20 protein-coding genes are annotated in these 20,575 nt (G+C 44.3%); 12 read left to right on the plus strand and 8 right to left on the minus strand.

Annotation, left to right across the window (positions count from 1 at the left end; translation table 11 throughout):
* On the plus strand, positions 1-291 hold the full coding sequence (locus ACMXYW_RS13375; protein ID WP_415904366.1) for a type II toxin-antitoxin system RelE/ParE family toxin: 291 nt from the start codon (positions 1-3) through the stop codon (positions 289-291).
* Positions 292-461: 170 nt separating this feature from the next.
* Here ACMXYW_RS13375 and ACMXYW_RS13380 read toward each other — a convergent pair whose 3' ends face one another.
* On the minus strand, positions 462-3,290 hold the full coding sequence (locus ACMXYW_RS13380; RefSeq protein ID WP_415904367.1) for an FAD-binding and (Fe-S)-binding domain-containing protein: 2,829 nt from the start codon (positions 3,288-3,290) through the stop codon (positions 462-464).
* Between the two features lie 392 nt (positions 3,291-3,682).
* Between ACMXYW_RS13380 and ACMXYW_RS13385 the strand changes: the two genes are divergently transcribed.
* Positions 3,683-4,606 (plus strand): LysR family transcriptional regulator, encoded by a 924-nt coding sequence (locus ACMXYW_RS13385; protein WP_415904368.1) that lies wholly within the window; start codon positions 3,683-3,685, stop codon positions 4,604-4,606.
* On the opposite strand, the gene ACMXYW_RS13390 is transcribed toward ACMXYW_RS13385, so the two are convergent.
* The 5 genes from ACMXYW_RS13390 to ACMXYW_RS13410 form a co-directional block, all read right to left on the minus strand.
* Positions 4,536-5,477, minus strand: coding sequence for a DMT family transporter (locus ACMXYW_RS13390; RefSeq protein ID WP_415904369.1), 942 nt, complete (start codon positions 5,475-5,477; stop codon positions 4,536-4,538). The two genes, ACMXYW_RS13385 and ACMXYW_RS13390, sit on opposite strands and share 71 nt — an antisense overlap.
* 104 nt (positions 5,478-5,581) lie before the next feature.
* Complete coding sequence (locus tag ACMXYW_RS13395; RefSeq protein ID WP_415904370.1) at positions 5,582-6,151, minus strand: TetR/AcrR family transcriptional regulator; 570 nt, start codon at positions 6,149-6,151, stop codon at positions 5,582-5,584.
* 267 nt (positions 6,152-6,418) lie between these two features.
* The gene (locus ACMXYW_RS13400; protein WP_415904371.1) at positions 6,419-6,883 is read right to left on the minus strand and encodes a DUF302 domain-containing protein; all 465 of its coding nucleotides are present in this window, start codon (positions 6,881-6,883) and stop codon (positions 6,419-6,421) included.
* Between the two features lie 148 nt (positions 6,884-7,031).
* Positions 7,032-7,820, minus strand: coding sequence for a substrate-binding periplasmic protein (locus ACMXYW_RS13405; protein ID WP_415904372.1), 789 nt, complete (start codon positions 7,818-7,820; stop codon positions 7,032-7,034).
* Positions 7,821-7,900: 80 nt separating this feature from the next.
* On the minus strand, positions 7,901-9,571 hold the full coding sequence (locus tag ACMXYW_RS13410; protein WP_415904373.1) for a PAS domain S-box protein: 1,671 nt from the start codon (positions 9,569-9,571) through the stop codon (positions 7,901-7,903).
* A gap of 254 nt (positions 9,572-9,825) precedes the next feature.
* Here ACMXYW_RS13410 and ACMXYW_RS13415 point away from each other — a divergent pair, with 254 nt between their 5' ends.
* The 5 genes from ACMXYW_RS13415 (at position 9,826) to ACMXYW_RS13435 (ending at position 13,483) form a co-directional block, all read left to right on the plus strand.
* Complete coding sequence (locus ACMXYW_RS13415) at positions 9,826-10,314, plus strand: hypothetical protein (protein WP_415904374.1); 489 nt, start codon at positions 9,826-9,828, stop codon at positions 10,312-10,314.
* Positions 10,304-11,044: an EAL domain-containing protein gene (locus tag ACMXYW_RS13420; protein ID WP_415904375.1), complete on the plus strand. Its 741-nt coding sequence runs from the start codon at positions 10,304-10,306 to the stop codon at positions 11,042-11,044. The genes ACMXYW_RS13415 and ACMXYW_RS13420 overlap by 11 nt, the downstream gene beginning before the upstream one ends.
* Before the next feature lie 70 nt (positions 11,045-11,114).
* A complete protein-coding gene (gene cadR, locus ACMXYW_RS13425; RefSeq protein WP_415904376.1) occupies positions 11,115-11,561 on the plus strand; it encodes a Cd(II)/Pb(II)-responsive transcriptional regulator in 447 nt (148 codons plus the stop codon).
* 96 nt (positions 11,562-11,657) lie between these two features.
* Positions 11,658-12,293: a cation transporter gene (locus ACMXYW_RS13430; protein WP_415904377.1), complete on the plus strand. Its 636-nt coding sequence runs from the start codon at positions 11,658-11,660 to the stop codon at positions 12,291-12,293.
* A 128-nt stretch (positions 12,294-12,421) separates the two neighbouring features.
* Positions 12,422-13,483: a DUF3137 domain-containing protein gene (locus ACMXYW_RS13435; RefSeq protein ID WP_415904378.1), complete on the plus strand. Its 1,062-nt coding sequence runs from the start codon at positions 12,422-12,424 to the stop codon at positions 13,481-13,483.
* A 95-nt stretch (positions 13,484-13,578) separates the two neighbouring features.
* Here ACMXYW_RS13435 and ACMXYW_RS13440 read toward each other — a convergent pair whose 3' ends face one another.
* Positions 13,579-14,175: a hypothetical protein gene (locus tag ACMXYW_RS13440; RefSeq protein WP_415904379.1), complete on the minus strand. Its 597-nt coding sequence runs from the start codon at positions 14,173-14,175 to the stop codon at positions 13,579-13,581.
* Positions 14,176-14,408: 233 nt separating this feature from the next.
* On the opposite strand from ACMXYW_RS13440, the gene ACMXYW_RS13445 reads away from it, so the two are divergent.
* The 4 genes from ACMXYW_RS13445 (at position 14,409) to ACMXYW_RS13460 (ending at position 17,752) form a co-directional block, all read left to right on the plus strand.
* Positions 14,409-15,206, plus strand: a complete 798-nt coding sequence (locus tag ACMXYW_RS13445) for a substrate-binding periplasmic protein (protein ID WP_415904380.1) — start codon at positions 14,409-14,411, stop codon at positions 15,204-15,206.
* Between the two features lie 380 nt (positions 15,207-15,586).
* Positions 15,587-16,519, plus strand: a complete 933-nt coding sequence (locus ACMXYW_RS13450) for a DoxX family protein (protein ID WP_415904381.1) — start codon at positions 15,587-15,589, stop codon at positions 16,517-16,519.
* A gap of 94 nt (positions 16,520-16,613) precedes the next feature.
* Positions 16,614-17,111, plus strand: a complete 498-nt coding sequence (locus ACMXYW_RS13455) for an RNA polymerase sigma factor (RefSeq protein ID WP_415904382.1) — start codon at positions 16,614-16,616, stop codon at positions 17,109-17,111.
* A complete protein-coding gene (locus ACMXYW_RS13460; RefSeq protein ID WP_415904383.1) occupies positions 17,108-17,752 on the plus strand; it encodes a hypothetical protein in 645 nt (214 codons plus the stop codon). The genes ACMXYW_RS13455 and ACMXYW_RS13460 overlap by 4 nt, the downstream gene beginning before the upstream one ends.
* Positions 17,753-17,782: 30 nt before the next feature.
* On the opposite strand, the gene yegD is transcribed toward ACMXYW_RS13460, so the two are convergent.
* Positions 17,783-19,150, minus strand: a complete 1,368-nt coding sequence (gene yegD / locus ACMXYW_RS13465; protein WP_415904384.1) for a molecular chaperone — start codon at positions 19,148-19,150, stop codon at positions 17,783-17,785.
* 670 nt (positions 19,151-19,820) lie between these two features.
* Here yegD and ACMXYW_RS13470 point away from each other — a divergent pair.
* Positions 19,821-20,444, plus strand: coding sequence for a LysE family translocator (locus tag ACMXYW_RS13470; protein WP_415882306.1), 624 nt, complete (start codon positions 19,821-19,823; stop codon positions 20,442-20,444).
* Positions 20,445-20,575 lie beyond the last annotated feature (131 nt).

Here is a 20,575-nt window from a genome sequence, read left to right on the forward strand (position 1 = left end):
ATGAAAACATACAGCTTTACGGATGAAGCGGTGGCAGATTTGGAAGGAATCATCGAGCATAGCCTCACCGCTTGGGGCCAAAACCAAACTCGACTCTACATCTCTGAATTAGAGCAACTCTGCGAAAACTTAGCTGGCACACCATTTATTGGTCAGCCCTGTAATGAACTTTCCTTAGGTCTTCGTTTGTTCCATTTCAGAAGCCATACTCTGTATTACACACGATCCGATAAAGGGATATGCATTGCCCGAATCCTGCATAAGAAGATGAATACAGATCTATATTTTTGAAAGCTCTGATCTTGAATTAAAAAAGCTGAAACCTGAGGGCGTCAGGTTTCAGCTAAAAACGTCCCTGTTATAACTTGAACTGGCTTTTTCTCTAGCCACACAGTGGCGTCCTCTAGGCGCAGCCGTCCTCTAGCCGCGAAGCGGCGTCCTAAAAGCGAAGCGTTCTGCTCCTAAACCTTCCTCTCAGTACACTGATCTACCAGATAGACAATGGACTGGTAGTCGATGCCTGAATGGTGACTTAGACCGATTTCGCAGGTACGGCTGGTTGAGTAGCCGCTGCTGCAGCCTTCAACTTGGTCAGCGAGAGTGTGTAGTGCTGATTCATTTAGTTCAGGGGTAGTGAAGCCTTTGTCACCGGCAAAACCACAGCAGGTGATCTGATCTGGAACCACGACATTGGTACTGCAGGCATTCATCACTTCGACGATTTTTTGATCCAGACCTAGGCGACGTGCCGAACAGGTGATGTGCAGAGCAACTTTGTCATCCACAGGCTGGAAGTCCAGCTTGTCCATCATAAAGGTGTGAATAAAGTCGACCGGCTCATACAACTTGATACGAGAATCTAGATTCTCTTTTAGCTGCATCGTACATGGACTAGTGTCACAGTAGACAGGAATCTCTCCGCCATTACTCGCTTCTAGCAGCATATCGACTGTTTCAGCAGCTTTAGCTTCGGCCTGGTTAAACATGCCTTTACTCTTAAACGGCATACCGCAGCATTGCTCTTTCAGGTTTTGTGGATAGATAACCTCAAAGCCTGCTTTGCGTAACAGCGCTTCCGTTTTGTCCACCAGCGAAGTTTGCTCTTCTGCGCCACGCGCTGGGCCCATAGTACGGCTAGCACAGCTTGGTAGGTAAACCACTTTTAGTTTGTTTCCTGAGGTATTGGTTGGCTGAGCTGGTTGGCGCTTTTCAGTCTCCAGTTTAGGTGCCGGTGTCGGCATCTCTGGACTCCAGTAACCAATCTTATTGCCAGATAGTTTACGCGCGGTACGCGTTACCGCCCCCATTGCTTTACTACCCAGCAAGCCGTGACTCATATCAGCTACACCAAAGGCGGTTTTCGCCGCTTTGGTAACCGTACCAAAGTTATTAGCGATCCATTCAGACATACCTTCTCGACTGGCGTGACGCTCGTGACGAAGTTGTCGAACCAAATCACCGGTATTGATGCCTACAGGGCAAACCGTTGAGCACAAGCCACAGCCCGCACAGGTATCCACTGCCATATAGTCATATTCATCAGCGAAAGCTTGCTGGTTTTCACCCTCTAACAAAGCCAGTTCGCGCTTGCCGATAATACGCTGGCGCGGGCTGAGGGTTAGATTTTTCGATGGGCACATACGCTCACAGAAACCACATTCGATACACTGATCGACAATATCGCTAACAGCCTTCATCGGCTTCAGGTTACTGATGTGCAGTTTTGGATTTTGCGTGATCATAACATCTGGGTTTAGGATGCCCTGTGGATCAAAGATACGCTTGATCTCCAGCATGGCGCTGTAGGCTTCATCACCCCACTCCTTCTGTACGAAAGGTGCCATATTACGACCGGTGCCATGTTCCGCTTTTAGAGAGCCATCGTATTTGTTAACAACGACATCGCAGACTTCATCGATAAAGCGCTCGTAACGATCGACCTCTTCTTTACTGCTAAAGCCTTGAGAGAAGATAAAGTGCAGGTTGCCATCTAAAGCATGACCGTAGATAACACCGTCATCGTAACCAAACTTCTGCATCAACTGCTGAAGATCCACCAGCGCATCCGCTAGCGTTTCGATTGGGAAAGCAACATCTTCGATCAGGGCTGTCGTACCTTTCGGACGCGTCGCACCCACCGCAGGAAAGATCCCTTTACGCACATTCCAGTACGCCTGATATTCCGATGGTTTATCGGTAAAGCTGGCTGGTACAACCAATTCCAGATCGTCGATCTCAGCAAGAATCGTCGCGATATGGCTTTCTAGAACCTCTTGCTCATCGGCTTCAGCTTGAACCAAGATCGCTGTCGCACCTTCGGGTACACCTTGGATATAACTTGGTACACCATCCATGTGCTGTACCGCTTTAAGCGCAAAATAGTCGATCATCTCTGCCGCAGATACCGGCGTTTTATTTAGCTTAAAACGCGTAACCGCAATACTTGCTGTACGGATATCAGGGAAGACCAAAAATGCAGAGGCTTTTAGCGGGTATTTACGAATCGTGTTGTGAGTGATCTCGGAGATAAAGCCTAGCGTGCCTTCAGACCCGATCATCAAACGCCCAATGATATCGATTGGATCATCCCACTCGATTAAAGAACGTAAACCATAACCGGTGGTGTTTTTAACTTCGTATTTACGCAAGATACGTTTGCTTAACGCGGTGTTACTGCGCAGCTTTTTCGATAGCGCTTCTACGTCGGCAATCATGCCTGCATGACTCACGCGGAACGCTTCACGACTCTCTTCTGAGCCTGTATCCAGTACAGTGCCGTCTAACAGAACAAAGCGAGCTGAATCCATAACACCGTATGTGTCCATAGAGTTCATGCCCGCCGCATTGTTAATAGCGATACCACCCACAGTAGCCGCATCGATCGACGCTGGCATTGGCGCAAGTTGGCGTTCTAGAGGTGCTAAATAACGGTTGGCATCGCCTCCCAGCACACCACACTGCATGCGGATCTTTTTACCTGACTCAAGAATCTCATAATCTTTCCAATCCGGTGTTAAGGAAAGCATGATCGAATTGGTAATGGACTGACCTGACAGGCTGGTGCCAGAAGCACGGAACGTAATCGGCAAGTTCAGTTTTGTTGCTAAAGCCATCAGACGGATCACTTCGGACTCTTCCGCCACTTGCACAATCACCTTCGGTAGCAAGCGATAGAAGCTTGCATCTGTACCGTAAGCAAGGGTACGAAGGTAATCAGTAATAATCCGCTTTTCCGGAATAAACTTAGCGGCTTCAGCAATAAATTCTTGGTATTTATCCTGTTCCTGCATGATGCGATCCTGTCAGTTGAGCTTATGGGAACCTACTGATAAGTCTCATACTTTCTCAGTGAGCTATAAAACGACCAGATACGCGAAAGTCAGTGCAGCGAAATGTCTGGACCTTTTCAAGCTGACTGACAAAGTAGATGGTCGTTTTAGAGCCCACCCTACGGGGCTTACAGAGCAACCGAATCACTTTGTTAATGATTTTCGACAGGCAACCAGCATGCCTGTAATCATTGCCTCGTGCTTCAATTGCTCTTTAAGCCTGAGTCGTATAGGACTTATTCGTAGGTTCCCTAGTTATTATGGTTTTGAGATAGGTTAGCTCAAACGCTATAATTAAATTAGCGTGCACAATCGAATTTAATTGATTCCAAACATTACATAATAAAACCGATATGAATAATCTGGATGATATGCTGCTGTTCGCCCAAGTGGTGAAACTCAAATCTTTCCGAGCTGTAGCGGAACAAAGGGGCGTTGCAAGCTCTGTTGTGAGCAAACATATTTCGCGACTGGAGAAGCATTTAGGCGTGCAGTTGCTGATCCGCACCACCCGAAAGCTGAACCTTACAGAAGCGGGTGAAGAGTTCTATCATCACTGTCAGCAGTTAGAGAGTGGTGTAGCGCTAGCCGAGCAAGCAGTGTCTCAACACGCTGAGCAGCCTCAAGGCCTTTTACGTATTGCTGCACCGATGATCTCGGGTCAGTTCTTCCTTCCTGCCGTCGTCGATGAGTATCTAAAACGCTATCCAGAGATGAAGGTGGAGATGGTGATTAAGGATAGCTTTCAAGATCTGATATCAAACGGTTTTGACCTCGCGATTCGTACCGGTACTTTATCCGATTCGACCCTTCGTGCCCGTCTTTTGGTGCAATCCCGTTGGTACGCTTATGCTTCGCCAGAGTATTTAAAAAAACACGGCACGCCTAAAAAGGTGACCGATCTGGATGAGCACAACTGCCTGCAGTTTAAGTATCAAGAAACCGGCCCTCATGACTGGCCAATCACGGTGAAAGGTCAGCCCGATCGCATAAAAGTAAATGGCCGCTTTCAGGCTAGCTCTCTCGTTACCTTAAGAGAATCCGCAATTGCCGGTACTGGGATTGCTTTTATGCCAGTCTTCCTTGTACGTGACGAGGTTGCCCGCGGCGAACTTGTCCCAGTATTACAGGAATGGGTTTACCGCGATGTCGGCATTTACGCGATCTACCCCAATATTCGCTATGTACCCCGCAAGATCAGTGCCTTTATTGAGCTTCTAGCGGAAGCTTATGAGGAACATTGCTGCGCGTTTCATTCGCAACGTTTTCATGAGTAATAGCCTCTTTCGACCTGATATTGGCGACTAATATACCGATTACTACTACTGCAAATCCGCCCCAGTCAGCTGGGGTTGGGACTTGTTCAAATAAAGGCCATGCGATTAGCGCCGCAGCTACGGGTATACCATAAAACACGCTGGCAACTTGAGACGCACTGTTTCGATTAATCAAGATATAGAGCAAGCTCACCGCCCCTAAGGATACGCCTACAGCCATCCAGAAAATCGCCAAGACAAGATCTAAATGCCACTGCATCTGCATCGTTTCAAATTGAAAAGCTAACAACAGCATCACGGGGACCGTACCTAATAACTGTAATGTTCCACCGCTGATTAAGTGCATATCGGCACAGTGCTTTTTCTGAACTAACTGCCCTAGCGATAAACCCAATAGTCCAAGCAGAGCCCAGACTAGCGTCGTCCAGCTAATCCCTTCAACAGCTAGCCCATCAGCGACTACAACCGCCACACCGCTAATACCGATCAGCAAACCAAGCCAGCGCCACCCCGTGACCTGCTCTTTCAAATATGGTCCAGCCAGCACTGTGACTAACAATGGCTGCAACGCAATAATCAAGGCACAAACGGCAGGCTTCATTCCCAAGTAAAGTGCGTAAAATACGCCTACCGAAAATAGCCCCTGCATTAAGATTCCAGTTACCAAAATCCAACCAGGATTTTTCGGCCAAGGTGCACTGAGCAATACCGCCCCCAATGCAAGCAAGCCACCTGCAATCGCAAAACGTACAGCTAAAAAGGTAAACGGTTCGCTATAACCTAAGCCAAGCTTTGCCCCAACAAATCCAGAGCCATACACCGCTATAAATAGCAGCATCAGTATAATGTTCTGGTTCAGATAAACTTTCATATTACCTCCTTAACTATACCTCTAAAAAATCCTATACATACCAGTAGGTACAATCAATATTTCAAAAAAAGCCTGTAACTAAACAGGCTGTTTCTCAACGATTTTTAGTTCGTTTTCAGTGTTGCCAACATATCTAAGAAACTCTCGCAGACATCACCCACCGTATCATCTTGCTGCACCGCTCGCCCTACAACAAAGCCGCCCTGCAAGACACTAAGGGTTAACTTAGCCAAAGCTTCCGGTTTATGGATCTTTACCAATGCACCGGATGATTGCGCCTCGCTATAAATAGCAGTGAAGCGTTTCTGCATTGTGGAGAAATAACGCTCCAAAGGTGCTAACAGCTGTTCATCTTCAACCGATGGATCTTGAACGATCCGCCCCATACGACAACCCTTTAACGCATGCCGTGGCAATCGCAAATAAGCACTGACTTGAGCGAACCAATCCCCATCCGTTTGCGCAATAATCTGATTAAACTCAGCAATCAGGTCATCCGTTCGAGATTCCATTGCTGCAATCGCCAGATCCTTCTTGCCTTTAAAATGGTGGTAGAAGCTACCTTTACCCACACCACTACGCTCTAACACCTGATTAGGACTGGTGGCATCATAGCCCCGCTCCCAAAGCAGTTGCTTCATGGTATCGATCAATAACTCACGTGTAGCAGCCATAACTTAGTGTACTCAATAATTAAGTAACAAACATACTAGTAGGTACAGAAAGTAATTTCAAGGGAATAGATAAAGGCTGTAGAACCCAGCTATAAACAGCGAAACACCGCCAAAAGCAGATAAATGCTAATGAAACCGTTCCGCTTAAAGGCGGTTGAAAAAGAACATTAGATTCCACCCTTCACTGGAATGACGACTAGAATGATTTATATCTGATCGCCATTTGCTGCATTCAGCCGATCTAAGCTGTTTTTACCCGCTTTTCTCCTACTCCGTAGCCGCCTTTGCAAACTTACCCAGAGCACCTGACACTTTGTTTAGTACTTCATCGCACCCTTGAATATTGTGGCGCTTAGCTAAGTGAGCTGGATCGTTATAACTTAACCAAACAGAGCCTTCAGCATCTTCCCAGATCAGTGCTTTTTGCGGCAGGTCGATCGCGACACTTTGTGCACAGTGCATCAAGGGCGTACCCACTTTGGGATTTCCGAAAAGGACCAACTGCGTATCTCGTAGTTCCTTACCAATTTTTTCGGCGCCAGCGCTGTGATCAATTCGGGCAAATACCGTCATGCCTTTAGCATTTAAAACCGTTTCTAATTTATCTGCCGTTTGAACCACGCTGTGCTGGCTTTTCACATTGACCATGCCATCTCCAGCTTGAACTGAAGCACTCATTGCAACGCCAAGAGCAACTGTACCCGCTACCATACCTGTGATTTTTCCCATCATTTATCTCCCTATTCATAATCTCTAATCGCTTAGCTCGGACAAGCAAAATGGTGATTAATTCAATTTAGGCGATATATCAGGTTTAGCTATTTAAGATAGAGGTAGGCATGCAGGGGAGAAAAACCTTTCAGAAGAAGAGTATTAATTTTTACATTAGGTATTTGCTGTAAATTTTTTCGTATTTGTCTGATGCTTTAACTTTGTCCAAAGCCGCCTGCCACCGTTGGATCACACTATCAGGGATCTCTTTAGAGCAAGCAATATAGAGCGGGAATTCGAGTAGTTTTACGCCAGTAGGTACCAACGAGTCCACCGGTTTATCAATCTGTTTCAGGTAGTAGGCTACGCCTAAGGGGCTGGTATTAACGGCAAGCTCCGCTCTGTTTGAAAACAACAGGCTGAATTGGCGATCTCTTGAAGACAACTTCATTACATTAGTAATTCCGAGTTCATCAACTTTATTCGCAATTAAGCCTTTATAGGGAACAGTAATGTTATTCGCTTGCTTTATGTCATCAATTGTTTGGTAGGTTTGTGGATTATCTTTACGTTTATAAAAATAGATGGCCTCTTGGGATATAGGACCGATCCACTTAAACTTATCTTCCCTTTCTGGCGTCCGAAACAAAGAGAAGTACATCACATTAGGTAAGGTTTCCAACATCCTGTCGCCTCGGACACCTGGATAAATCGATATAGGATATTGTTCACCTAGCTCATCCATTACCGCTTGGACAATTTCGATTGAAAACCCTTTCAACTCAGCTTTTTCTTCGTAATTGTATGGTGCCCAATCCTCGGTAATAACTTTCAAGTCTGGTTGTGCAGCAACTTGATAACTATAGAGCGATACAATCCCGATCAATAGGAAGCTCAATATAGCGGCTTTTATCTGCGCCAAATCCATGTTCACACTGAAGACGTTACAGTTACGCATAGGCTCAGTTTGTTCTTATTAGATGAGTAACAAAGTTAAGTATAGACGCTTTATTAAAGCGCTCAGGCCCACAAGATTATTCACTCACAGGACAAGTCAGGCAGGGTCAATTTGACGAGTAAACCCGGCTCATTATTGTGCAAACTGATGCTGCCACCTAAGACAACCGAAACGAGGTTATAGACTCTATAGAGGCCAAGCCCTGACGTACCATGTCCCATTTTAGATGAGAAAAATGGGTCAAAAGCATGCTCTTTAACCTTCTCATCTATACCTTGACCATTATCAGAAAAATCAATTTCAACACCTGATTTCCCTTTCGTTACATCAAGCGCAATTCGGCTACCCTCACCTAACTTTGCATGATTTAAACTGTTTTCCAAAAGGCTAACCAATATTTGTTCGAGTGCCTCTTCATTACTACAAATCACAAGATCCTGTGAAACGTTATTGGCCAATTCTATTTGCCGCTGATTACATCGATATTGGTAAGCTCCAAAAACGCACGCAGTAATATTGTGAAGAGATAAACGTCTAGTAATCTGCGTTTGGGTATCGCTTGAAAGCTCTTTAAAGCGATTAATCAGGTTAATACTTCGATTGAGATTGTGATCCATCAAAGTGATCGACTCAGCAGCGGTTTCTAGATATGTACGGAGTTGAGACTGACTCAGGCTGCTGTTATCAAAAGAGTGTTGTAACTCATCCAAATTATTTTGTGCTGTCGTTAATCCTAAGAGGATATTGCCTAAAGGAGAGTTCAGTTCATGCGCCACACCAGAAACTAAACGCCCAAGCCCAGCGAGCTTTTTAGCTTCAACTAGCTGCTGCAGTGTTGATTGCAACTCCTCGTGAGCCCTTTTTAGTTTGAGATGATGATCTTTTTCAGCTTGTTCAGCTTTTACACGATCTGTAATGTCCTGAAGCGTTTCGATAGCACCTACTGTATTACCGTCAGTATCCAGCAGCGGCGAGGCATTAAAGTGGAGCCAATGCCCAGAAGGGCCGATGTTGGGAAAAAGATCCTCAGCTTCACAGGCGCCGTTGATCAAACTCGATACAGCAAAGCGATAATCGTAATACTCTCGTATTTTTTCAATCGGAGCATTATCCACAACAAGATCAGCCATAGTAGGCCTTGATTCAGCATAGAAACCACGCCAACTATCATCACGTCCAATTGCTTCACTCGCAGGTACCCCAGTCAGCGCCTCGCAAGCTTTATTCCAATGGGTCACCTTATGCTCTTTATCAATAACAAAGGTGGCAATAGGGCTACCTTGTAGTATCTGAGACAGTTGTTGCTGGCTGGCTTTCACAGCCTGCTGGGCAGTATGCAGAAGCGTTAAGTTACGTCCTACACCGCGATAGCCGGTAAAGTTACCGTCTCGGTCATAAGCGGGCTTACCACTAACCGAATAATGCTGAACAACCCCATCATTCCCTGGTACTTCATATTCAAAATCGCGAAAAGGTAGATGCTTTTCGTAGCAGTTGATATGCGCTTGTAACTCTTCATCGGTTAGCCCTTGAATAGGCATCTCCCAACGTCGTTTACCGATAAATAGGCTCTGCTTACGCTGTAGCTTCTCGGTCAACATCCCCCAAAAGCGCACAAACCTGAACGATTCATCCTGCTCCCAAAACCACTCAGAAGACAGCCCAGCAAAGTCAGAGAGAATCTCGTTCTCATCTTCTAACTCTTGGATACGCTTCTGTAATGCTTCGATGGATGGCGTTTTATCAGACATAACCACAGTTAATACAAATGGGGTGACTCAATTCAGAATAGTTAAGGAACCGCCTATTCACCAAATTCCCCCATTAACTATATCGATCTTAGAAGCACCTCCATGCCGAAACATCAAAATAGATTTGACATAGATTTAAAAAACAAAATAAGATGTATTTTTTTTACATCTTAATGTTGTAGCCCATTATCGTTATTCATCTACTTAATCAGTACAGGTTACAAACTGGAAAATTCTGGCAGGAGAACATCAATATGCGCCTAGCTAGTGCCAATCAATCCATCGCTAATGCCTTACTCAAAGGGCAAAACAATACTCAGTGGAGTGCTGTGTTATTAACACAGCACAAGCAACTTGAAGAAGAAATCGCCAATATTCAACGATTACTCGCACGCGATTTTTGTCATTTACTTCAACTAGATAAAGCGCTGAAAAAGTTGATCAAAGGCGTTGTTATTCATCTCGATCTAGAAACCTGCTTTTTGGTGCCGACACTGCAAGGTAGCGAGCTAAGCGCCCAGCAAAAACTTGCTCTGACTCAGAGCTACAAGAAACTCCAACAGACATGTCATAACACCAGTGACTATATTCATCATCTAAAGCTGACCAAAGGTAACCGTCTGATCAATATGGAAAATAACCTGAACATTCAGAGCTTCCTTCAGGAGATTAGCCAACGTTTAAAAGATGAAGACTCTATCTATTCTTGCCTAGATACTGATGAGGCGACTTATGCTGTTTAACTATAGTGGCCGCGAAGCTCACCTTGTTTGGTATTCACAGGAGCTTTTTACTGCGGGGTTAGATAATGGCTACGGAAGAGAAGTTCTGTGCCGGGGGTTCTTCTTAGATTCTGGGGCCAAAATCCCCATGCGAGAACTGATCCCTTATCTATATCGAAATACAGAGCTGCTATTGAGAATGACCAGCCAGCAGATTAAAGACACGCTTGATACACAGTTTGAAGATGAATCCAGCATTTGGATCAATCTTGCCGGGCCTCTGATCGCTAGTGACCAGCTCTTTCAAAAACTGTGGCAGGACGTACTATTAGGTCTTGATGAGAAACAGAAACAACGCTTAGTGTTGGAAATTTGCGAGCACGATATCAGTGATGAGATCGTATCCCGTCGCGTGTCTTTTTTAAAACAGCACGAATTTAGTATCGCCATGGATGACTTTGGCGCGGGCTATTCTAATTTGCAGCGACTACTACAAGCGCCTTTCGACATTATCAAGCTCGATCTAAAACTACTTAATGATGTACCAACAGATCTTTGGGCTGCCAGCTTTTACCATCAAATCATTAAACTGTGCTCTTCTAAAGGCTGCATAATCGTGGCTGAAGGTGTTGAAACTCAGCTGCAATCAGACTTTGTGCGCTGGGCCGGTGTTGACCTGATTCAAGGCTATCTCTATTCCACCCCAACAGAACATCGCCACTCCGTCTGCCAGCAAATAACTAATACCTAACATGTAGATAATTCATTTCACCACCCACCTTATCAAGCCTACAATTACTTCAGGGTTTGAGGATATGTTTATGAAAATCGGCCAATTAGCAAAACGCACAGAATGCCAGGTAGAAACCATTCGGTACTGGGAGAAAGAGGGCTTAATTCCAGCTCCCTATCGTTCTGAAGGTAATTATCGAATCTACAACGAGCAGCATCTAAGTCGCATTCTGTTTATCCGTAACTGCCGTAGTTTAGATATGAGCCTTCATGAAATACGTACATTGCTGGCCCTAAAGGACCAACCGTCTGAAAGCTGCCATGATATTAACGATCTAGTTGATAGCCATATTGAGCACGTTGTTAAACGTATCCAAGCCCTCACATCTTTAGAACAAGATCTACGCAGCTTACGCCAACGTTGTGAGACTGAGAGCGATATCGAACACTGCGGAATTCTTGAAGGGCTCTCCTCCGAGAAACCCCATACCGAACCAGACAGTGACACGCATATTAGCGGTCTACACGGGCATTAAAGTATCTATTATTTAAAGCCCTTGACCCTGTAGTGGCTATAGGCTTTTTAATTACCTTAGAACTCTTTTACACGATGTCGTTTTGAGGAAAAAACAATGGCCAGCAGTTGCTGCAATGCTAACCACGCTAAAAGTGCATTAGAAGATGGACGCTTTCGAAAAGCCCTATGGATCGCCCTGTTGATCAATGCCAGTATGTTTATTATCGAGATCATCGCTGGCTTGAATGCATCTTCAGCATCTCTACTCGCTGACGCGATCGATTTTCTAGGCGATTCCGCAAACTATGTCATCTCACTGTCCGTTCTTTCTATGGGCATGTTATGGCGATCCAGAGCAGCCCTGATCAAAGGGTCAACCATGCTCCTATTTGGTATAGCCGTTTTACTCAAAGTACTGTGGGATGCCTTTAATGGTCAGACACCCGAGCCTGTAACTATGGGGGCGATCGGATTGCTTGCATTAATAGCGAATGTAACAGTGGCCATCATGCTTTATACCTTCCGCAGCGGCGATGCTGATATGCGCTCTGTTTGGCTGTGTAGTCGAAATGATGCCATTGGTAATATTGCAGTGATGATCGCTGCTGTAGGCGTTTTAGGCAGCGGTCAGGCTTGGCCTGATCTGTTAGTAGCAGCCATCATGGGACTATTAGCCACCAGCTCAGGTATCAGCGTCATAAAACAAGCAAGAATGGAAATAAAGTCTCAAGGGACCAACGCTTGTCCATAATTTATAATTAGGAAGTCCGCACTAAGCTGACTAGGTTATATCCCCACAAACATAGTCAGTTTAAATCCACAAACAGCGTTGTTATGCTCAAGCCTCTAAAAATTGTTTAACTATCCAGTAGGCTTTGTGTGAACGCACCTTCTTACCAACCCAATGGCCGTCAAAAACGGCTCGATACCGCAACTGACGCATTTCTCGATACGATCGTTGATTTTATCGTCTACCGAATTTTTCGTAAAAAGCCTGCGCAACTGAAGTTTGATGTTGCTCCAGAACAGTTCGATGCGTTAAAGCTGGCCTGCGCTACTGAATGGGCTGAGCTGCTTAGAGAGCGAGAAAAAGCCAAAAAAGCCTGTGACCGTCGTTTGCTAATAGGTTTTATCGCGTCCCTAGCCTGTGCAGTCATTTCTATTGTGGTATTTATTGGTGGTGGCCTCTTTTTAGCGATCATCCCGCTGCTAATTGCAGGGTTTAAAGCAGCTAAATTCAAACAAGACTTTAATCACCATTTTGCTGAAAATTTACTTCCAAAAATCCTCGATCATCTCGACGGATTTCATTACGAGCGTCACGGGATTATCCCGCTGGACTCAGTCCGAGATAGCCGCATACTGCCACCCCATCAAGAAGATTTGACGATTCAAGAGGATTATCTCCGAACAGAGATTGGGGCTGTCACGGTGGAAATGGTGGAGTGCCAGTTAAACCGAATGAAAACTGATGCCAAAGGAAATACAAGGAAGAGCACCGAATTTAAAGGGGTGATCCTGAATATGACGCTGCCACACACCTTCCCTTCTCGTGTGATCTTGCAAGCAAATTGGGGGAAGGTACTCAGCTTTTTCCAACAGAAGCCTATGGATAAAGATCAGCGTATCACTATAGACAACAACCCCTTTGGTAAGGATTTTCATATTTATGCGGAAGATGAAGAGCATGCTAAGCAGATCCTGACACCAGAATTCTTACAAAATTACAAAAGGTTTAGTGATAAGCTGGACGTTGCAGGAACAGAGATGAGCCTGTTTGGTAATCAGTGTGTCATGCTGCTTCATCGCCCCAAAGATCTCTTTATGCCACCTAATCTTCACGGTGAAATCTGTGAAGAAACGGTACTTTATCCAATGTTACAAGAGATCGAGATGATCGAGGAACTGACGGTTATCGCACTCGAGGCTAGCGGCGCTTAACCTTCATAAATCCTGCATTCATATCAGCATAAAAAGCCCTTTTTGTTTGCTTCAAAAAGGGCTTTTTTAATCCTTTGCTACAACTTAAAAGACATCTACAAAGACATTACGTGGATAACCGGATAGAAAAAACTGACCGCTAGGGTAGAACGAACAATCAACATCACTTGATTGAAAAAGGCCTGCACGACAAAAGCAAAAACCCCCAATAACCCAAGGTAAGTGACTAACATATGCCCGGGGCTAAAATAGCCAAACCATTCCCGAAGCGTTGCTATCTGGGATAAACCAGATGCCAAACATAGCGTCGCTGACAAAATAATTACCATCTCCAGCTTCACGCCCCAGTTGAGATACTGAATCTCTTGTCGGCACCGATCATAAAGTAGATGCAGTGATGGCGGCTCTAAGGTAAAGGCGTAAACAATAGCAACAAAAATGGGTAATACAGAAAGTAAAAGTAGGTAAAACCCCACAACAGCCATCGGTTCAGTAACAACTAATCTGAATAGATCGGCAGACCCCAACGTGACTAATAACGACATCAGCGCGATGTTATTGGCGTGAAAGAATAAGCGGGTGTAAAAGCCTTTGCACGTCAGATTTAAGAAGCCATCAAAAAAGAGATAGCTCACTAACGCAGTTAAAACGATAACACCGAAGATATCTTGAAAGTGGAGGCTCGTTAGCATTTCAACACGCCTCCCGATAAAACGACGGCGTGCGCAACCTAGCTACGCAGCAAGATAAACAATCAACAACGGATTGGACAGATCTGGCTTTCATGCTCATTCCTTTGAACACTTAAATTGTTAAATTCCTTTTGCCCTAGTGTGCCGCTAGCTGTTCATAAGATCAACACCTGTCGACAAACAAGCATTAATTCATTCTTCGCCACCCAATATTTTTTGACTATAGTGAAGAGATGAAAGTGATTTGCCGCTGCCATTCTGAGGTTACTCTGTTGTTACAACACCCCTTAATTCACACAATGATGCTTACGGCTCTACTTTGCTTTAATACCGCAAAAGCTGAGGTCGAGACATTAGTTGTTGGCGCTGATTCTTGGCCTCCGTTCCGCTTTGTGACGCCTGAAACCGTGACTGGTATCGACCACGAATTGTGGAAGAAACTCTCTAAGCGAATCGGTTTTAAGGTCCACTACTTACGCTGCCCATGGAAACGCTGTCTGCGGATGATGAAGAATGGTCAGATCGATGCTATGAGCGGTTTAGCATGGCGCGAAGAAAGAGCTGAATACATAACCTACGCTAATCCTCACTACTACAGCTGCAGCACCCAACTCTATCTACCTCATGGTAAATCTCGCCGCATAAGTAAACATAGAGATATGCACGCGATGACCATAGGCATGGTCGGAGGCTCCGCTTATTACACTGAATTTGATCAGGATACAGATATCTATAAAAAAAGTGTGACCCAAGAAGCTGTGCTTCCCAATCTATTACTAGAAGGCAGAATTGATAGTTTTATCGGTACGGATTGCCAAGCCGATTATGAACTCGCATCACGAGGCTTAACCCCGCAAATAGATAAAGCCGTGTTTAAACCTGGGAATAGGGTCGATCTATTTGTCGGACTCTCTTCAAATTCACGATGGGCGCTGCGAAAACAAGAGTTTGATCAAGTCCTAAAACAGCTACGCGAAGAAGATTTTGAAGGGAATGCTCTTAAATTAATCTCTCCATTCGCAGTTGAATAACATAATCTACTTAAAATAAAACTTACCCCAGTTTTCTGTGGATAAGCGTGTATATTAATTTTGGACAACCGCCACAAAGCCCATAAATAAAGGCTTGGCGTGATTTGTTTGTTTTTTAACCTTGTGAATTAAGGTTTCAGTTATTCCCCCTTAAATCAACACGTTAATTCAGAAAAGCCTCCCTTTTTTGCATCCTTTTCATAATTAATTTTCAAAATCGTGCAATCAAAATACCTACTGATACGTCTTTAAAGGCAGCTACACCTTAACGCCCCAAGAGCACCTGTCACTTCAAAGCCAATAACATGATTGCACCCCAGTTTTGTTACTCAGCTTGGAAATGCTCAGCGGGGCATTTTTTATCTGCAAGGCATTTATAGATGAACAATACTCTTACTCACAATCGACAAAAAAACTACGACGAAGCCGCTTTATATTTACGTTTAGGTCTCGGCATTCTTTTTATTATTGGCGGCGTATCTAAACTCAGCCAGTTACTTTCCAGCGCTAAGCATGATGCTATTGTTGCGAATTACATGGGATCAACTGGCTATATCAATGAGCTTTTTCAACAGTACCTGTTTACTGGTTTCTTAGGTGAGCTATTAACACCTTCTCTGTTCTTAACTTCACTTTCAGCTTTTGAACTCGTATCTGGAATCGCATTAGTTGTTGGCTTTCTGGTGAGACCACTGGCACTGGTTTATGCCTTCCTGCTTTGGAGCTTTGTGTTCTCACTCCCCGTGATGACAGTGCCTGATACTGAGATTGCAGTGAAAACATATACGTCCCCAGCCATGTTTGTGCAGATTAGAGATATCGCACTTTCCGGCATGATGTTTGTACTTTTTAATCTGGGTCCAGGTCGTTACAGTCTCGATCTATTACAACGACAACATAATTACAGCATCAGTTGGGATGCTCTAGGTTTACTGCTCCGCCTCTCGATTGGCATTATGTTTTTAGTCAGTGGTAGCTTCGGTGCTTTCGCCAAAGTGCCTACCTTTGCTACTTGGCAACCATTACTGGTGTTAGCCGGTCTAATTATTCTATTTGCACCACCACTCTTGGTGAGAGCAGCGGGGGCTGCAACCGTAGCGATAATGCTCTGGTATATGGCCTACAAGCTTAATCTTGATAAGAGCCTAATCGCCAATTTAAATAGTTTTAAACGTGAATTTGCTTTCCTTGCTGCCGGTATTGTTTTGATCCGTTTCGGCGGAGGTGAACGTTTTGCATTTAACGATCTAATCATCCGCTTTAAAAATTCGTTGAAAATCCACTCGGAGGTTAAAAAAACCGTTACCGAATGAAACTCTTCAGATAATTAATGTTCCAAATGGCTTAGCCAATACTTATCTGAATAGGCTGCCCTTAGGTCAGGGGCAGCCACGGTACAATTTATAAATGCTAGACAAAAATAGGCTCAATCAACTTTATCGCTATGCTTTATCCCTCACTCGAAATGAGGATCAGGCATACGATCTGTTGCAGCAATGTGTAGAAAAATTTCTACGCAGTAATTCCACTCACATAGAGGAACCTGAAGCCTATATAAAACGCAGCATTCGTAACGCTTTCATCGATCAATGTCGCGGGAATAACAAACTACTCTCTTTATCCGATTTACCTGAAGCCGTAGAAAAGATAAATCAGGCATCATCGGATTCTTTAGAAAATCTGTATATCCAACAACGCGATGTAGAACAATTGTTAAAGTTATTAAGCGCCGAAGAGAGTGAACTGCTCTATCTATGGGCCATAGAAGAGTACAGCATGGCGGAAATAGCAGAGATTCAGGGCATACCTAGAGGAACTCTGCTGTCGAAAATGCACCGATTAAAAAAACGAGTCCAACTAGAGCTAACCGAAGAGCAATGGGTTCCAAAGGAGGCGATACAATGAAATCAACCGCACCTAAAAACTTAAAATCAGCTCTTAAAGCGCACTACCAAGATCAGTCATTAAGTGAAGACAAGTTAGCTCTGCTTATGTCTCTGCAAGAAGAGCTTAGCAACCAAGCGGATATAAATGTTGAAACCCCGAAAGCCAAAATTAGCTGGTTTGATCAATGCAAAACTTGGTTTAGACTGCCGCAATTAATGGTTCCGACGTTGGCTTTAGCCTGCATTTTTATGGTTGTCAGTTTGATGCCTATGCCTATATCAGGCCCAAGTATTGTGAATGAAATTGCGGGCCATCATGAACAGCCAAGCGAAATTTCTATATACACATCTTCTATAGATGAACTTGGACAACAGCTAACCCAGCTAAGCTTTAAACTGATTTCATCAAGCAAACTTGGAAAAGATATGTGGCAGTTGATTGGCGGTAGCTACTGTTCAATTAATGGTGAAATTGCTGCTCAGTTGAAGGTGCGCAACATTGAGAACAATCAGATCTACACTTTCTACCAAGCAGAATATCCAGAGGGCCTAACCCTAGAACAGGTTGATACTCAGAATATTATTAACAACCAAGGAACAGCTGTTACTCTCTGGCAAGAAGGCGGCTTATTACTGGGTATTGCACACACCACAGAATAAACCACACCCATTATGCTTTAGCGCATTGGTTTAGCGGTAAAGCTTCTCTGCCCAGCGTGTAAGCCCAGCTGTCACGCTACCAAAGTGATCGCCATCAACAACGTCTATATCACCCAATAAAGATGCAATTGCCTGCCGGACAGCAGGCGATTTTGTCGTACCGCCTGTCACATATACCAGCTCAGGTGTGCAGCCCGCTTGTTTTATTACTTCACTCATCAGATCCACGATCTTCGCTACCGGGCGTTCTATTGCCGACTCATACACCTCACGACTGATTGGCTGCGACAATTCTTTATCAAGGTAGCTTAGATCCGAAATTACTTGTTCCTGATCAGACAAAGAGATCTTTGCAATCTCAGCACTGCGCACTAATTGATAGCTTTGCTTCTGCTCTTGCAGCTGAATTAAGCGCGCCACTTTTTCAGGCTCCGCTGCATCACGCTGCATTTGCTCCATCATTTCGACCGAAGCCAAGCTATTAAATTCGACCTGCGAGGGTATGTCATTTACAGATACGGCATTCCAATAGGATTGAGAGGGAATAGGTAGCCCATTTTTCAATTTCCCGCCCATGCCTAGAACTGGCGTTAACCCGTAGTAAGCTAGGTGAATATCAAGGTCATTTCCCCCTACCCTAGCGCCGCTATGGCCAAGGAAGTCAGCTGAACGTTCTGGCTTATCGCGATAGCTAGGGCCCATTTTGACAATAGAACAGTCACTGGTACCACCACCAACATCGACAACTAAAACGACTTTGTCTTCCTCTAGCCCCGCTTCAAAATCAATTCCGGCTGCTAAAGGCTCATACAGAAGCTCAACGTCGACAAAACCAGCTCTTGCAGCAGCACATTTCAATATACGACAAGCTTGCTGATTAGCCTCTTCGCCACCACTTCCTTGGAAGTTAACCGGACGACCGATGACGGTTTGGGTAATCGTATCCCCAAGTGATTTTTCAGCCGCCTGCTTTATCTGGAACATCATGGCTGTGACAACATCTTCAAAAAATGCCAAATGCTGTGTTTGTAAGCCACTCGCGCCTAAAAAGGATTTTGGAGATTTAACAAAATAGCCCTCTTCAGGCAGATCGATATATTGTTCTATCGCTTCCTCACCAATAAACAGTGTCTGTTCATCGGATAAAACCCCAAGAGATAACCGAGACGCTGAAGCCTGTCTCAATTGAAGGCTGCGTTCTTTAAGGTAAGTATCGCGAATTTTAGGATTACTAATTTGACGCGCCACACCCTCGCAGATTAATTCGCGAGAGAGCGCATATAGAGTAGAAGGTACATATTTTTGTTGCTGATAAAGTGACAATAACTGCACACTATTATCTGCTTGCAGAACGCCCATGGCGCAATTTGAACTACCGTAATCAAAACCAGCAATCATGCTTTCGATCTTACATCTTCAGAAAAAAGGCCGCGCAAAGTAACACTTTTTAACGCCCTTGATAAGCACCAAATTCCTCTATAAATAATCCTCAAGTTAAGCATGCCACTTGTTAGAAAAGAACAATCGTTTTTTAACTTTAAAGCCTTTGGATAACCTTAAGCGACAAAGGGCAAGAAGAGAGTAGGTACTTACATAACACGCCCAATACACTTGTGAACAAACTTCCAAAAATAGAGCGCTTATCGTTGATAAAGCCGCTTCCTAGTTTCTCCCCATAAACTGTGGATAAGCTTGTTAACTAATTATGGACATCCTCCATAAAGCCCATGAATACTGACTTACAGAGAACTGGTTATATTTCAACCTTGTAGAATAAGGATCAAATCGATCGGTAATATCAACATTTTTGTAAAATTTTTTCTTACTCAAAAATCCTGTACAAAAATTAGCCAGTCAAGCCCTAACAGTAAAAAAATCCATCCACGCAAGCTGTGGATAAGACTGTTAGTTAATTCTGCGTATCCCTCTCAAAGCCCATTGTTACGGGGGTGTAAAAAACTGGTTGTTTTTTACACCATAAAAATTATTTTTCTTACTAATTGATTTTGCACAGCATAAACTCCTAGCTATATTAAATTTTTCCATAACAACGGGTATTGTTTTTCTGATGTCACTCACTCTTTTATCCCTGTTTATTCCTACCTTCTTTTTTGTCTCCATTACACCCGGAATGTGTATGACCTTGGCATTGAGTCTAGGTATCTCTATTGGCGTCAAACGTAGCTTGCATATGATGTGGGGAGAGTTAATTGGAGTTGGTTTGGTGGCCGCGTCCGCAGCTTTAGGTGTCGCGGCAATAATGCTGAACTACCCAGAAGTGTTCACTATTCTAAAGTGGGGCGGTGGCGCTTACCTTTGTTGGCTAGGTTATGAGATGTTTTGCTCTAGAGGCAAGCTAGTCATTACCGAACCTGGTGAACAAAAACAAGAAGTTTCAGGATTACAGCTAGCAACAAATGGTTTTCTTACTGCCGTTGCGAATCCAAAGGGCTGGGCATTTTTTGTCACCCTTTTGCCTCCCTTCATTGATGCCGATCTACCTATGGCGCCGCAATTAGCCATACTAGTTGCTTTGATTCTTTTACTTGAATTCATTTGCCTGCTTATCTACGCCAGCGGCGGTAAACTACTCAAGCACCTTTTAATGGAACGCAACAACGTTCGCCTTATGAATCGAATCGCCGGAAGCCTAATGATTTTGGTTGGTTTGTGGTTAGCTTTAGGAAAGTAATAAAAAACCCCACCAGCTCAGCTGGCGGGGTCTGATTACGTTTCCTTAGAAGGGATGGACATAAGTCCTAGAAGCGTAAAAAGTTTTCGGCAGGCCTCCTACAAGATCAAGCCTGCACTGATATATGATCA

Source organism: Neptuniibacter sp. QD48_55, assembly GCF_047778115.1.
Classification (GTDB): Bacteria; Pseudomonadota; Gammaproteobacteria; order Pseudomonadales; family Balneatricaceae; genus Neptuniibacter.

What these genes read in the sequence shown, in the direction of transcription:
- ACMXYW_RS13430 (WP_415904377.1), top strand. Translation starts at nt 11,658, where the DNA reads ATGGCCAGCAGTTGCTGCAATGCTAACCACGCTAAAAGTGCATTAGAA.
- ACMXYW_RS13440 (WP_415904379.1), bottom strand. Translation starts at nt 14,175, where the DNA reads ATGCTAACGAGCCTCCACTTTCAAGATATCTTCGGTGTTATCGTTTTA.
- ACMXYW_RS13400 (WP_415904371.1), bottom strand. Translation starts at nt 6,883, where the DNA reads ATGATGGGAAAAATCACAGGTATGGTAGCGGGTACAGTTGCTCTTGGC.
- ACMXYW_RS13380 (WP_415904367.1), bottom strand. Translation starts at nt 3,290, where the DNA reads ATGCAGGAACAGGATAAATACCAAGAATTTATTGCTGAAGCCGCTAAG.
- ACMXYW_RS13410 (WP_415904373.1), bottom strand. Translation starts at nt 9,571, where the DNA reads ATGTCTGATAAAACGCCATCCATCGAAGCATTACAGAAGCGTATCCAA.
- ACMXYW_RS13470 (WP_415882306.1), top strand. Translation starts at nt 19,821, where the DNA reads ATGTCACTCACTCTTTTATCCCTGTTTATTCCTACCTTCTTTTTTGTC.
- ACMXYW_RS13395 (WP_415904370.1), bottom strand. Translation starts at nt 6,151, where the DNA reads ATGGCTGCTACACGTGAGTTATTGATCGATACCATGAAGCAACTGCTT.
- cadR (WP_415904376.1), top strand. Translation starts at nt 11,115, where the DNA reads ATGAAAATCGGCCAATTAGCAAAACGCACAGAATGCCAGGTAGAAACC.
- ACMXYW_RS13445 (WP_415904380.1), top strand. Translation starts at nt 14,409, where the DNA reads ATGAAAGTGATTTGCCGCTGCCATTCTGAGGTTACTCTGTTGTTACAA.
- ACMXYW_RS13460 (WP_415904383.1), top strand. Translation starts at nt 17,108, where the DNA reads ATGAAATCAACCGCACCTAAAAACTTAAAATCAGCTCTTAAAGCGCAC.
- ACMXYW_RS13405 (WP_415904372.1), bottom strand. Translation starts at nt 7,820, where the DNA reads ATGCGTAACTGTAACGTCTTCAGTGTGAACATGGATTTGGCGCAGATA.
- ACMXYW_RS13390 (WP_415904369.1), bottom strand. Translation starts at nt 5,477, where the DNA reads ATGAAAGTTTATCTGAACCAGAACATTATACTGATGCTGCTATTTATA.
- ACMXYW_RS13420 (WP_415904375.1), top strand. Translation starts at nt 10,304, where the DNA reads ATGCTGTTTAACTATAGTGGCCGCGAAGCTCACCTTGTTTGGTATTCA.
- ACMXYW_RS13375 (WP_415904366.1), top strand. Translation starts at nt 1, where the DNA reads ATGAAAACATACAGCTTTACGGATGAAGCGGTGGCAGATTTGGAAGGA.
- yegD (WP_415904384.1), bottom strand. Translation starts at nt 19,150, where the DNA reads ATGATTGCTGGTTTTGATTACGGTAGTTCAAATTGCGCCATGGGCGTT.
- ACMXYW_RS13415 (WP_415904374.1), top strand. Translation starts at nt 9,826, where the DNA reads ATGCGCCTAGCTAGTGCCAATCAATCCATCGCTAATGCCTTACTCAAA.
- ACMXYW_RS13385 (WP_415904368.1), top strand. Translation starts at nt 3,683, where the DNA reads ATGAATAATCTGGATGATATGCTGCTGTTCGCCCAAGTGGTGAAACTC.
- ACMXYW_RS13450 (WP_415904381.1), top strand. Translation starts at nt 15,587, where the DNA reads ATGAACAATACTCTTACTCACAATCGACAAAAAAACTACGACGAAGCC.
- ACMXYW_RS13455 (WP_415904382.1), top strand. Translation starts at nt 16,614, where the DNA reads ATGCTAGACAAAAATAGGCTCAATCAACTTTATCGCTATGCTTTATCC.